Source organism: Comamonas terrigena NBRC 13299 (assembly GCF_006740045.1).
Lineage (GTDB): Bacteria > Pseudomonadota > Gammaproteobacteria > Burkholderiales > Burkholderiaceae_C > Comamonas > Comamonas terrigena.
This window is the reverse complement of record NZ_AP019749.1, coordinates 3,936,008-3,948,629: the sequence shown is the minus strand read 5'-3', so window position 1 is coordinate 3,948,629 and position 12,622 is coordinate 3,936,008. Positions and strand designations below refer to the sequence as shown.

Annotated in this window: 13 protein-coding genes; 8 read left to right on the top strand and 5 right to left on the bottom strand. The window is 66.4% G+C overall.

Features of this window, described 5'->3' with window-relative positions:
• Positions 1-14 precede the first annotated feature (14 nt).
• The 7 genes from CT3_RS17935 (at position 15) to CT3_RS17910 (ending at position 6,342) form a co-directional block, all read left to right on the top strand.
• Positions 15-977, top strand: coding sequence for a D-alanine--D-alanine ligase (locus CT3_RS17935; protein WP_098066265.1), 963 nt, complete (start codon positions 15-17; stop codon positions 975-977).
• Complete coding sequence (locus CT3_RS17930; protein ID WP_066537766.1) at positions 977-1,816, top strand: cell division protein FtsQ/DivIB; 840 nt, start codon at positions 977-979, stop codon at positions 1,814-1,816. The genes CT3_RS17935 and CT3_RS17930 overlap by 1 nt, the downstream gene beginning before the upstream one ends.
• Position 1,817: 1 nt before the next feature.
• Positions 1,818-3,047 carry a cell division protein FtsA gene (gene ftsA, locus CT3_RS17925; protein ID WP_066537764.1) on the top strand — a complete coding sequence of 410 codons (1,230 nt, stop codon included), beginning with the start codon at positions 1,818-1,820 and terminating at the stop codon, positions 3,045-3,047.
• Positions 3,048-3,171: 124 nt separating this feature from the next.
• Positions 3,172-4,404 carry a cell division protein FtsZ gene (gene ftsZ, locus CT3_RS17920; protein WP_066537762.1) on the top strand — a complete coding sequence of 411 codons (1,233 nt, stop codon included), beginning with the start codon at positions 3,172-3,174 and terminating at the stop codon, positions 4,402-4,404.
• Between the two features lie 152 nt (positions 4,405-4,556).
• The gene (lpxC, locus tag CT3_RS17915; protein ID WP_066537848.1) at positions 4,557-5,480 is read left to right on the top strand and encodes a UDP-3-O-acyl-N-acetylglucosamine deacetylase; all 924 of its coding nucleotides are present in this window, start codon (positions 4,557-4,559) and stop codon (positions 5,478-5,480) included.
• Between the two features lie 21 nt (positions 5,481-5,501).
• Complete coding sequence (locus tag CT3_RS21490) at positions 5,502-5,678, top strand: hypothetical protein (protein WP_172591770.1); 177 nt, start codon at positions 5,502-5,504, stop codon at positions 5,676-5,678.
• 223 nt (positions 5,679-5,901) lie between these two features.
• The gene (locus CT3_RS17910) at positions 5,902-6,342 is read left to right on the top strand and encodes an RcnB family protein (protein WP_066537761.1); all 441 of its coding nucleotides are present in this window, start codon (positions 5,902-5,904) and stop codon (positions 6,340-6,342) included.
• A 99-nt stretch (positions 6,343-6,441) separates the two neighbouring features.
• Here CT3_RS17910 and ruvC read toward each other — a convergent pair whose 3' ends face one another.
• Positions 6,442-6,999, bottom strand: coding sequence for a crossover junction endodeoxyribonuclease RuvC (gene ruvC / locus CT3_RS17905; RefSeq protein WP_066537759.1), 558 nt, complete (start codon positions 6,997-6,999; stop codon positions 6,442-6,444).
• 111 nt (positions 7,000-7,110) lie between these two features.
• On the opposite strand from ruvC, the gene CT3_RS17900 reads away from it, so the two are divergent.
• On the top strand, positions 7,111-7,920 hold the full coding sequence (locus tag CT3_RS17900; RefSeq protein WP_227657922.1) for a hypothetical protein: 810 nt from the start codon (positions 7,111-7,113) through the stop codon (positions 7,918-7,920).
• Here CT3_RS17900 and mtgA read toward each other — a convergent pair.
• The 4 genes from mtgA to CT3_RS17880 all read right to left on the bottom strand — a co-directional run bounded on the left by mtgA (position 7,912) and on the right by CT3_RS17880 (position 12,565).
• Positions 7,912-8,628, bottom strand: coding sequence for a monofunctional biosynthetic peptidoglycan transglycosylase (gene mtgA, locus CT3_RS17895; protein ID WP_066537752.1), 717 nt, complete (start codon positions 8,626-8,628; stop codon positions 7,912-7,914). The genes CT3_RS17900 and mtgA overlap by 9 nt on opposite strands.
• 23 nt (positions 8,629-8,651) lie before the next feature.
• A complete protein-coding gene (aroE, locus tag CT3_RS17890; protein ID WP_066537750.1) occupies positions 8,652-9,509 on the bottom strand; it encodes a shikimate dehydrogenase in 858 nt (285 codons plus the stop codon).
• Between the two features lie 123 nt (positions 9,510-9,632).
• A complete protein-coding gene (locus tag CT3_RS17885) occupies positions 9,633-10,493 on the bottom strand; it encodes an energy transducer TonB (RefSeq protein ID WP_066537747.1) in 861 nt (286 codons plus the stop codon).
• Positions 10,490-12,565 carry a ribonuclease catalytic domain-containing protein gene (locus CT3_RS17880; protein WP_066537744.1) on the bottom strand — a complete coding sequence of 692 codons (2,076 nt, stop codon included), beginning with the start codon at positions 12,563-12,565 and terminating at the stop codon, positions 10,490-10,492. Before CT3_RS17880 ends, CT3_RS17885 begins: the two co-directional genes overlap by 4 nt.
• Positions 12,566-12,622 lie beyond the last annotated feature (57 nt).

Genomic DNA, 12,622 nt, shown 5'->3' with positions numbered 1-12,622 from the left:
CGCACGCACAAGATATGGATGTCCAGGCACTGGGCAAGGTCGCCGTCTTGATGGGCGGCAGCTCGTCCGAGCGCGAAGTCTCGCTGATGTCCGGCAGCGGTGTGCTGCAGGCCCTGCGTTCGCAGGGGGTGGATGCCCATGCGTTTGACCCTGCGGAACGCGATATCGGTGAGCTGAAGAAAGAGGGTTTTGCCCGCTGCTTCATCGCCTTGCATGGCCGCCACGGCGAGGACGGCACGGTGCAGGGTGCGCTGGAATTGCTGCGCATTCCCTATACCGGCCCGGGCGTGATGGCCTCCAGCATGGCCATGGACAAGGTCATGACCAAGCGCATCTGGCGCTTCGAAGGCCTGCCCACACCGGATTGGCGCATGGTGGCCAGCGCGGACCAGACCCGCGCGGCATTCGCGGCGCTGGGTGCGCCCATGATCGTCAAGCCGGCACGCGACGGCTCCAGCATGGGGCTGACCAAGGTGGAGGACGCCAGCCAGTGCGAAGCGGCCTATGCCCTGGCTGCCAAGTACGACGAAGAAGTGCTGTGCGAGCAGTTCATCTCCGGGGACGAAACCACCTGCGCCGTGCTGGGTGAAGGCCGGGGCGCACAGGCCCTGCCCGTGATCCGCATCGTCGCGCCGGACGGCAACTACGACTACCAGAACAAGTACTTCACCGACGTCACGCAGTACCACTGCCCGAGCGGCCTGCCGGCCGAGGAAGAGGCCGAGATCCAGCGCATCGTCGAGCAGGCATTCCGCACGCTGGGCTGCCGCGGCTGGGCGCGTGCCGACATCATGATCCGCGCCAGCGACCGCAAGCCCTTCCTGCTGGAAATCAACACCTCGCCGGGCATGACCGGCCATTCGCTGGTGCCCATGGCCGCACGGGCCAAGGGCATCTCGTACGAAGCGCTGTGCCTGCGCATTCTGGCGACGGCCTCGCTGGATGGCGACGCACACGCCGTGGAAGGGATTGCCTGATGCGCCACGCACTGCCCCTGGACGTCCGCCTGATGAACGCGACCGCGTCGGTCCTGTTCGCGGGCTGTGCCGTCCTGCTGGTGGCGGTGCTGGGCTGGTGGGCAGTGCGCCATCCGGCGTTCTCGATCGCGCGCATCGTGGTCGAAGGCGAGCTGGTGCACAACAACGCGGTGACGCTGCGGGCCAATGTGGCCCCCAGCCTGACCGGCAATTTCTTTACCGTGGACCTGGCCGGCGCACGCAAGGCGTTCGAGCTGGTGCCCTGGGTGCGCACCGCCGAAGTGCGGCGCGAGTTCCCCAACAGCCTGCGCGTGATCCTGAAGGAGCATGTGGCCCAGGCGTACTGGGGGCCGGAGAACGGCACTTCCATGGTCAATGCCATGGGCGAGGTGTTCGAGGCCAATGTGGGTGAGGTGGAGCGCGAAGGCCTGCCCCGTCTGCAGGGCCCGGAAGGCTCGGCGCCCCAGGTGCTGGCCATGTTCTACGCACTGGAGCCGGCCTTCGAGCCGCTGCAGGTGGAAGTGGACGCCCTGACGCTGCGTGACCGCGGCAGCTGGGTGGCGCGCCTGGACAACGATGCCGTGATCGAGCTGGGCAATGGCTCCCCCGAACAGGTGCTGCAGCGTGCCCAGCGTTTCGTGCGCACGCTGGGCCAGGTCACCGGCCAGTACCAACGCCGTGCCGATGCACTGGAATATGCAGATTTGCGCTATCCCGATGGCTATGCGCTGCGCCTCAAGGGCGTGACCACCGTGTCGCGCGAACGGGCCTTGCAGCTGAGCCGGGATGCCGCAGCGAGAGAAAAGAAGAAAACCCGAACAACCGAGGGCAGGAACTGATATGGCAAGAGAATACAAAGACGTGGTCGTGGGACTGGACATTGGTACCGCCAAGGTCATGGCCGTTGTCGCCGAAGTCATGCCTGGCGGAGAACTCAAGCTGGCGGGGCTGGGTGTGGCACCCAGCAACGGCCTCAAGCGCGGTGTGGTGGTGAACATCGACGCCACGGTGCAAAGCATCCAGCAGGCGCTGAAGGAAGCCGAGCTGATGGCCGACTGCAAGATCCAGCGCGTGCACACCGGCATCACCGGCAGCCATATCCGCGGCCTGAACCAGAGCGGCATGGTGGCCATCAAGGACAAGGAAGTCACCCAGGCCGATGTGGCCCGCGTGATCGAGACTGCCAAGGCCGTCAGCATCTCGTCCGACCAGCGTCTGCTGCTGGTGGAGCCGCAGGAATTCGTGATCGACGGCCAGGATGTGAAAGAGCCGATCGGCATGAGCGGCATCCGCCTGGAAGCCAAGGTGCACATCGTGACCGGCGCGCAGAGCGCAGCCGAGAACATCATCAAGTGCGTGCGCCGCTGCGGCCTGGAAGTGGAACAGCTGCTGCTGAACCCGCTGGCCGCCAGCCAGGCCGTGCTGACCGATGACGAACGCGAACTGGGCGTGGCCCTGGTGGACATCGGCGCCGGCACCACCGATGTCGCCATCTTCACCGGCGGTGCGATCCGCCACACGGCCGTGATCCCGATCGCCGGTGACCTGATCACCAGCGACATCGCCATGGCGCTGCGCACCCCCACCAAGGACGCGGAAGACATCAAGGTCGAAAGCGGCTACGCCAAGCAGATGCTGGCCGACCCGGACAGCCAGGTCGAAGTGCCGGGCCTGGGCGATCGCAGCCCCCGCATGATCAGCAAGCAGGCGCTGGCCGGCGTGATCGAGCCGCGTGTGGAAGAAATCTTCTCGCTGGTGCACCAGGTCATCCGCGAGTCCGGTTACGAAGAAGTCCTGTCCTCCGGGATCGTGCTCACAGGCGGCAGCGCCGTGATGCCCGGCATGGTGGAGCTGGGCGAAGACATTTTCCTCAAACCCGTGCGCCGCGGAGTACCTCAGTACGCCAGCGCCTTGGCCGACATGGTGGCGCAACCGCGCTCGGCCACGGTGATGGGATTGTTAGAGGAGGCTCGCATGGCGCGTATGCGCGGTTTCAAGGTGGCACAAAAGAGTGGGTCTGTGAAGACCGCTTTTGGGCGATTCAAAGACTTCATTGTGGGAAACTTCTAACTATGTGCTCTCGACGTTTGCGCATCACGGGGCCTCCCACGGATTTTCGCTATCAGCGATACCGAAGAACAGCCAAAACGACAGCAGCAGTGACCAATTACGTAGAAATTTCAGGAGCACCAACATGACCATCGAAATGATCGAAGCCGAAGAATTCAACCAGGGCACACGAATCAAGGTGATCGGCGTGGGCGGCGGTGGCAGCAATGCCGTGGAGCACATGATTGCCTGCAATGTGCAGGGTGTGGAGTTTGTCTGCGCCAACACGGACGCCCAGGCACTGATCCGTAGCAATGCACATCGCACCATCCAGCTGGGCCAAAGCGGTCTGGGTGCCGGCAGCAAGCCCGACAAGGGCCGTGATGCCGCTGAAGTGGCGGTCGAAGACATCCGCGCTGCCATCGATGGCGCCCACATGCTGTTCATCACGGCCGGCATGGGCGGCGGCACCGGCACCGGCGCTGCACCGGTGATTGCCCGTGTGGCCAAGGAAATGGGCATCCTGACGGTGGGCGTGGTGACCAAGCCCTTCGACTGGGAAGGCAGCCGCCGCATGTCCAACGCCGATGGTGGCCTGTCCGAGCTGGAAGCCAACGTCGACTCGCTGATCGTGGTGCTGAACGAAAAGCTCCTGGAAGTGCTGGGTGACGATATCTCCCAGGACGAAGCCTTCGCCCACGCCAACGATGTGCTGAAGAACGCGGTGGGCGGCATTGCCGAAATCATCAACGAGTACGGCCATGTGAACGTCGACTTTGAAGACGTGCGCACCGTGATGGGCGAGCCCGGCAAGGCCATGATGGGCACGGCCCGCGCATCCGGTCCGGACCGCGCCCGCATCGCGGCCGAACAGGCTGTGGCCTGCCCGCTGCTGGAAGGCATCGACCTGTCGGGCGCCCGCGGTGTGCTGGTGCTGGTGACCGCCGCCAAGGGCAGCCTGAAGCTGTCGGAGTCGCGTCTGGCCATGTCCACCATCAACGCCTACGCTTCGCCCGATGCGCACGTGATCTACGGCGCGGCCTACGACGACTCGCTGGGTGACGACATCCGCGTGACCGTGGTGGCCACCGGTCTGGCCCGCCAGAACGCCCGCCGCCAGCCGATGTCGGTGGTGCAGGGCGGTCTGCGCACCGGTACCGACGGCATGTACGCGATGCCGACGGCCTCCATGGGTGCCGCAGTCTCCGGCGCCGCTCCTTCCATCGGTGCAGTGGGCCAGGCCGACTACGGCGGCATGAACGTGCCCAGCGTGTGGCGTACCAACCGTACCCAGGCCGCAGCCCGTGTGGATGCTCTGTCCTCCGGCGGCATGGACGATCTGGAGATCCCGGCCTTCCTGCGCAAGCAGGCTGACTGACGGTTTCCCGTAAAACCACCAGCAGGCCCGCAGCGCGCAAGCGCTCGGGCCCATTTTTTTGCCCGGCAATGGCACTGCAGCAATCGCAGCTATTGGGATTTCCCATGACCGTGCCCGGCAGGAAAATGCCGCAGATCGGTAAAATTGGCACCATGCTTCAGCAACGCACCCTCAAGACCATCACCCGTGCCGTGGGCATGGGTCTGCACAGCGGCCAGCGGGTCGAAATGACCTTGCGCCCGGCGCAGCCCGATACCGGCATCGTCTTCCGGCGTGTGGATTTGCCAGAGCCGGTGGACATTCCCGTCAATGCCATGTCGGTGGCCGATACGCGCATGGCCACCACCATTGCCACGGGCAGTGCCAAGGTGCACACCATCGAGCACCTGATGTCCGCCCTGTGCGGCCTGGGCATAGACAACCTCTATATCGACATCACGGCCGAGGAAGTGCCCATCCTGGATGGGTCTTCGTCGTCCTTCGTGTTTCTGCTGCAAAGCGCGGGCATCGAAACCCAGAATGCACCCCGCCGCTTCATCCGGGTGACCAAGCCGGTGGAAGTGCGCGAAGGCGAGGGGGCCAACCTGAAATGGGCCCGCTTCGAGCCCTACCATGGCTTCAAGCTGCGCTTTGACATCGACTTCGCCCACCCGGCCGTGGATTCCACCGGCCAGTCGGTGGAGTTCGACCTGGGCGCCGGCAACTACCCGCGCGACATCGCCCGGGCCCGCACCTTCGGTTTCACCAAGGATGTGGAAATGCTGCGCAACAACGGCCTGGCGCTGGGTGGCGGGCTGGACAATGCCATCGTCATGGACGACTACAAGGTCCTGAACAGCGACGGCCTGCGCTATGACGACGAGTTCGCCAAGCACAAGATACTGGACGCCATGGGCGATCTGTACGCCGTGGGCAAGCCGCTGCTGGCGGCCTACAGCGCGTTCCGTTCGGGCCACGGCATGAACAACCAGCTGCTGCGCGCGCTGATGGCCGACCCGTCGGCCTGGGAAGTGGTCAGCTTTGACAGCGACCGCAAGGCGCCGGCGGGCTTTGCCCAGCTCGCCCAGGCCTGGTAAGCCGGTTCCGGGCGGCTGCAGATGCTGATCTTTCGCTGGCTGGCCTCTGTGCTGCTGCTGGGCTCGGCCCTGTGCTTTGTGTTCTACCTGGGAACCGGGCAGGCGCGGTACAAGCGCTGGGGGCTGCTGGTGCTGAAGTGGACCGTGGTGGCTGCGCTGGCCTTTTTTGCGGTGCTGATCTTCGGGCGCATCGTCTGACGGCGTGGTTCCGTGGGGCCGTGCAGCGGCGGGTTCGGGCCGTGCATGCTGCGCTCCACAGGCTTTCTGTCACGCAATTTACGGTTTGCAAAGCACTGTCACCTCGCCGCAAAGCTGCGGTAAAACCGGCGCTGCAGCATTCCCGCTCCGCTGCAATCGGTGCATGATGGTGCACATGCCGGTTCTTGTGCTGGCCCTTCTCACCCCAGGAAAGGAGTGTCCGATGAAAAAAATGTCTGCACTGGCAGCCGCCCTGGCTCTTGGCATGGGGATGTCGGCTGTGGCTCAAGCCCAGCCCCACCGCAATGACGACCGCCGCGGTCCGCCTTCGCATTCCCAGGGCAATGGCCATTACAAGCACGATGACCGCCGCAATGACCGCCGCGACTGGGACCGTGACCACCGCCGCGACGACCGGAGAGATGACCGCCGTGACGACCGCGATTTCCGCCGGGGCGCCGGCCCGGACCACCGCTGGGTCAAGGGCTACCGCGTGCCCCCGCAGTACCGGGGACCGCAGTATGTGGTGCAGGACTGGCGCGGCCACCACCTGAGTGCGCCGCCCCGCGGCTACCACTGGGTGCAGTACGGCGGCGACTACATGCTGGTGGCGATTGCCACGGGCGTGATCACCCAGCTGATCCTGAGCGGCGTGCGCTACTGAGTCCCGGCGCCCGTCAGCAACAAAGGCACCCTGCGGGGTGCCTTTTTGCATGGTGGCATGCCGCCAGCGGAACTAAAGGTGCTGCAGGTGGGGCGGCAGTCAGTAGGTGCGTCCGCCTTTGTACAGCGCATGCTGGCGGCGCTGCAAGGTGGTCTCCTGGGCCAGCCGGTCCATCACATGGCCGGCATGGGCATGGGTGATGGCCAGGCCCAGTGCATCGGCCGCATCGGGGCCGGGCAGACCGGGTAGCTGGAGCATGCGTTTGACCATCTCCTGCACCTGGTCCTTGGCTGCTCGGCCGTGGCCGGTGATGGCTTTCTTCATCTGCAGCGCCGTGTATTCGGCCACCGGCAGCCCGTGCATCACCAGTGCCGCAATGGCTGCCCCCCGGGCCTGCCCCAGCAGCAGCGTGGACTGGGGGTTGACGTTGACGAAGACGATTTCGACGGACGCGGTGGCCGGCTGGTAGCGGGTGATGACCTCTCCAATGCCTTCGTACAGGATTTTCAGCCGCGCCGGCAGATCGCCCAGTTCCACCCCGGGCGTGCGCGTGGTGCGGATGGTGCCGCAGGCCACATAGCGCAGTTGCTGGCCTTCGCGGTCCACCACGCCGAAGCCGGTGGTTTGCAGGCCGGGGTCGATACCGAGAATGCGCATGAAAAAGTGCTGTAAACAAAGAGGAGTCGGCGCACACCGCGCCGCCCGGCGATTGTGCCCCATGCCCGGGATACACTGCGCGTCCTGCCTGTTTGCCCGCTGTGTGTGCCCATGTCCCTGCCTGTCCATCGACGTCTGTTGCGCGCCTTGTGGCGCGGAGTGTGGGGGCTGGGTGCCGCCGTGCTGCTGTTCCTGGGCTGGCGCATCGCGGTGCTGGCCACCACGCCCGCTGAGCGCCAAGCGGACGTCGTGCAGCAGGTCTTCAGCACCGAAGCCCTGCCGCCTTTCACGCCGGAGCACCTGGCCCTGGTACGCGGCTTGCGGGTCTGGTGGCTGCCGGTGGAGTCCGGGGCGCCGGGCGTGGACCCGCGGCAGCCGCTGCGGGGGGCAGATTCCAGTGCGTCCAGCGTGCAGCTGGCGCAGCAGTTGCTGGCGACCGACGATGCGGCGCTGGCCATGCGGAGGCTGGTGGAGGTGGCGCGCTGGGTGTACCCCTTTGTGGAGCGGGCCCGCCTGGCGCCGGGGCGCTATGCGGTGCCTGCCGAGTTGCAGGCGCAGCTGCCCGGGGTGCAGCAGGGCCAGTTCCAGCTGCGTGCAGAACATCTGACGCTGCTGCGCGGCGCCATCTGGCAGGAGCTGACGGGGCCCAGCCTGGACGCGGTGCTGGCCGAAAGCACCGAGGCCGAGCCGCTGTGGCCCATGCCCTTCATCGACGGCAAGCGCCCCTATGGCGACCGGTCCTACTACACCATCGACATGGCGGAGCTGCTGGGCAGTCCGTTCGCACTGGATGCGCGCGGCCACGCCATCATCGTGCCGGCCCGCGATGCGGCGCTGAAGCGCCTGCATGAGGAAACGCTGACCGCGCTGCAGCTGCTGTTCCTGTACGGCGAGATGGACGGGATGGCGCCTTTACGGTAGCGGCGTGGCCGCCATGCGGCGCTGGATGGCGCTGCTGCGCTGGTTCAGGTAGGGCGAGCGCGGGTTGGCCTCGAAGTGGCGCGGGTTGGGCAGCATCACCGCCAGGCGGGCGGCTTCGGCCGGGGTCAGCCCGGCGGCGCTCTTGCCGAAGTAATGCCGGGCTGCGGCCTCGGCGCCAAAGATGCCGTTGCCCCATTCCACGCTGTTGAGGTAGATCTCCAGAATGCGCTGCTTGCTCAGCAGCAGTTCCAGCAGATGGGCCAGCACCAGCTCCTGGCCTTTGCGCAGCATATTGCGCTCGCCGGACAGCAGCAGGTTCTTGGCCAGCTGCTGGGTGATGGTGGAGCCGCCAAACAGGCGCGCAGGCCGGGTGGACTGCTTGCGCGCCGCGCGGTGTTCTTCCTTGGCATTGCGCTCCATGGCGCGTTCGATGGCGTCCCAGCGCACGCCGCCGTGTTCCACGAACTGGTCGTCTTCCGAGGTCAGCACGGCGCGCTTGAGGTGGTCCGAGATCTGGGCATAGTCCACCCAGCGCTGCTGCCAGGGACGCTCGGCACCATCTTTCCACTGCTGCCACATTTCCGAGCGCTGGAAGGTGGTGGATTCGGGCGCCACCACCACCATCAACCCGATGCGCAGCACAAAGAACAGCTGCAGTCCCACTGCCGCCAGCAGCACCAGACCCAGCCAACGTTCGAATGCCTTCATGCGCAGACTCCGTCGGCCCTGGCTCAGTGGGCGGCTTCGGTGGCCAGCAGGGCGCGCAGTTCGGCCAGCACCAGGGCCGAAGGCGGGCGCACACCGCGCCACAGCGCGAAGGATTCCGCGGCCTGTTCCACCAGCATGCCCAGGCCGTCGCGGCCCGTGGCGCCGTGCAGCGCGGCCCAGTCCAGGAACGCGGCGGCGGCGGGGCCGTACATCATGTCGTAGGCCAGGCTACCGGGACGCAGCACCGTGGCCGGCACGGGAACGCCCGCACCCTGCAGGCTGGCGGCCGTGCCATTGATGACCACGTCAAAGTCACCGTCCAGCGCCTGCTGCGCTTGTGCCTGCAGCACCACGTTCTGGCGTGCTGCCAGTTCCGCATGCTGGGCGACCAGCGCTTCGGCCTTGGCCGCCGTGCGGTTGCAGACCACGATGCGGCGGGGCGACTGCTCCAGCAGCGGGCCGAGCACGCCGGCCGCGGCGCCACCGGCGCCGATCAGTAGAATGTCCTTGCCGGCCAGTGCCACGCCGGCATTGCGGGTGATGTCGGCCACCAGGCCCAGGCCGTCGGTGTTGTCGGCATACCAGCTGCCATCGCTCTGCCGGGCCAGGGTGTTGGCCGCGCCGGCCAGCGCCACGCGCGGGCTCTGCCGGGCGGCCGCCTGGGCGGCTTCCAGCTTGAAAGGCACGGTGATGTTGCAGCCCTGGCCGCCGGCGGCGGCGAAGCCCGCCAGTGCCGTGGCAAAGCCGTCCAGCGGCGCCAGGCAGCGGTCGTACTGCAGCGCCTGGTCGGTCAGCGCGGCGAAGCGGGCGTGGATCCAGGGCGAGCGGCTGTGGGCCACGGGGTTGCCCATTACGCAGTAGGAGTCAGGAGCAGCAGTCATGTGTGGGCGCTGGCCAACGGGCAGCGTGAAATCCGGAAAACAGGGCAGGGCCGCAGTGTCCGGGCAGGCATGGGGCGGCGGCGAAACGGCTGGGGTTCGCCGCGCAGCGGGGTGGTCTGCCGCTCACCGGACATCGGTCTGCAGCGTCTGGTCGCGGGTGAACTTGAAGCGGGACACCACGGCGATCTGGTCGGCCTTGGCGCGCATGGCCGGGCCAAAGTGGCCGTAGGGGCCGGCGGCGCGGGCAATGGCCTCGGCACGGGTGTCGAGCTGGCGGTTGCCCGAGCCCTGCACCACTTCGGTGGCCAGCACCTTGCCGTCGTGGTTGACGGTCAGGATCATGGTCAGCTCGCCATAGAGTTTCTTGCCGGCCTGCTCGGGGAAATTCTCGGTGCCCTTGTCTTCCACCTTGCGGCGCAGCGCGTCGTAGTAGACCGCGTAGACCTCCTCGCGCGTGGCGGGGCTGATGTAGCGTTTCTTGGGGCGGGCGTTTTCTTCGTTGATCCGCTTTTCGATTTCGGCCAGCAGCTTGACCAACTGCTGGCGGCGTTCCTGTTCCTGCGCCGCCTGCTTGCTGGACGCCTGTGGGGTCGGGTCCTGCTGCGGCAGCGTGGCCAGTTGCTTGCGCAGCTGGGTCAGCAGCACGCTCTGCTGCTCCTGCATGGCGTCGATCTCGCGCTGGCGGTTCTCGAAATCATCGCCAATGGCCGTGATGGCCGAGTAGGGCATGGGGCTGGTGGCCCGGCCCTGGGCCGCATCGCCGCCTCCGGCCAGCGCCGCCTGGGCAATGGCCTGGGCTTTTTCCGGCCGTTCCTGGGTGTGGGCGTTGACCAGAATCACCTCCAGCGGGGTGTCCTGGAACACGCGGTTGAACTGCTCGGGCGCCACAAAGCGTACGCTCAGCAGCACCGCGTGGACGGCCACCGAGACCCCCAGTGCAATCGACAGGGGGGACAGGGAGCGGAGGGCGGCAGGCAGGGTCACGGAGCGGGATTATCGGCGCTGGCGCCTTCGCTGTCGTTTACATCCACGGCAATGGCGATCGGGCCGGCCACGTTGTCGTCTTCTTCCGACACCTCGTCCACCGGTGCGTCGTCGCTGGTGTCATCCGGGTCGTCCAGGCGCTCCAGCACCGTGCCGTGGATGTCCAGCGTGATCTCGTCGATCTCGCCCAGCTTCACGCGGATGCGGGCGCCACGCGGCAGGTTTTGCGCGCCCAGCACCGAGATCACCAGGGGCAGCGTGTCGGCGCGCACCAGCATCCCGGCGGGGCCGTTGTCCTTGATGACTGCGGCTTCCAGTTCGGTGATGCCGTTCTGTTCCAGGTACTTCAGCGTCCAGAAGCGTTCCATGCCGGCCTGGTAGCCGTTGTAGGCACTGTAGGCGCCATCAAAGCTGCTGATGATGCCGAACAGCTCGGCATCCTTGGGCTTGAACGGTGCAGCCAGTGCGGCCGTGGCGCCGTGGCGGGCGCAGGCAATGATCTGCCACTGGTTCACCAGGTCGGTGTAGCGGCGCAGCGGCGAGGTGGCCCAGGAATAGGCTTTCACGCCGATGCCGGCGTGGGGCAGGGCCTTGGTGGACATGCGCACCTTCACGCCCGGGGCCAGGCTGGCCTGGCTGCGGTAGATGCCGGGCACGCCGTGCTCGGCCAGCATCAGGCCCCAGCTGCTGTTGGCGACGATGGCGGCCTCGGCCACGATCAGGTCCAGCGCGGCACCGCGCTTGCGCACGGTGATGCTGACCTTTTCGCTGCCGTTGGGCTCGCCGTCGCCATTGCCTTCCAGGCGGAAGGTGTAGTCGGGGCGCGAGAAGTTCTCGGGCTTGCCGCGCACCACTTCGCGCTCGGCCTTGAGGTGGCGCGCCAGCTTGTGCAGAAAGGACAGCTGGTCGCGCACGGCCAGCAGGTTGGCGGGGGTGTTCTCGACCTCGAGGCTGCTGTCGCTCAGCCATTCCTCGGTGACGATGTGGTCCAGCTTGTCGTGGCGGAAATTGGTCACCACCGGCACGCGTTCCAGCCTGGTTTCCTTGGCCAGCACCTCGAACGTGGTTTCGTCATAGGTCACATACAGCGACACGGCGGGGTTGGCACGGCCTTCGTCCAGCGTGTAGATGCGCACCACCTCGTCCGGCAGCATGGTGATCTTGTAGCCGGGCATGTAGACCGTGGACAGGCGGTTGCGGCCCAGCTTGTCCAGCTCGGAGCCGGGCTGGATGGCCAGACCCGGCGCGGCAATGTGGATGCCCAGCGTGACCTTGCCGCTGCCCAGACCCTGGACGGACAGGGCATCGTCGATTTCGGTGGTCATCGAATCGTCGATGGAATAGGCCTGCACATCGGCCAGCGGCAGATCGGCCGGCGGCTGGGGGGCGGTGATGGCCGGGAAGCCCGTGCCCTTGGGGAAGTTGTCGAACAGAAAGCGCTGCCAGTGGAACTGGTAGGCCGAGTCGATGGCGCCGGCCGTCTGCAGCAGGTCCAGCGGTGCTTTCTGGGCATTGCGGCTGGCCTCGACCACGGCCTTGTATTCGGGGGCGTTCTTGTCGGGGCGGAACAGGATCTTGTAGAGCTGCTCGCGGATCGGCTGCGGGCAGGTGCCAGCCACCAGTTCCTGCGCCCAGCCGTCGATCTGGGCCTGGAGCAGCTTTTTCTTCTCGATGGCGGCCAGGGCCTGCTGCAGGATTTCGGCCGGCGCCTTCTTGAAGCGGCCCTTGCCGGCGCGGCGGAAGTAGTGGGGGGCGCCATACAGCGCGAACAGCATGCCGGCCTGCTGGGCCAGCGGCGCGTTGTCGGAGAAATAGTCGCGCGCAATGTCGGCAAAGCCGAACTCTTCTTCGGGGGCGAATTCCCAGGCCAGGTCCAGCTCCACGGTGACGGCAATGGCTTCGGCCTCGGCCATCAGTGCTGCCGGCTCGGGCTTTTCGAACTTCAGCAGGATGTTGGCAGCCTTGACCTTGACCCGTTTGCCGGTGCCAAGCTCGATTTGGGAGGAGGACTCGGCCTCGGACAGGATACGGCCAGCCAGGAATTTGCCGGCGTCTTCAAACAATGCGTGCATGACCGGTATTTTCCCATGCCGGCTTTGCCCTTTCGTCGCAGTGGCACCACGGGGGAT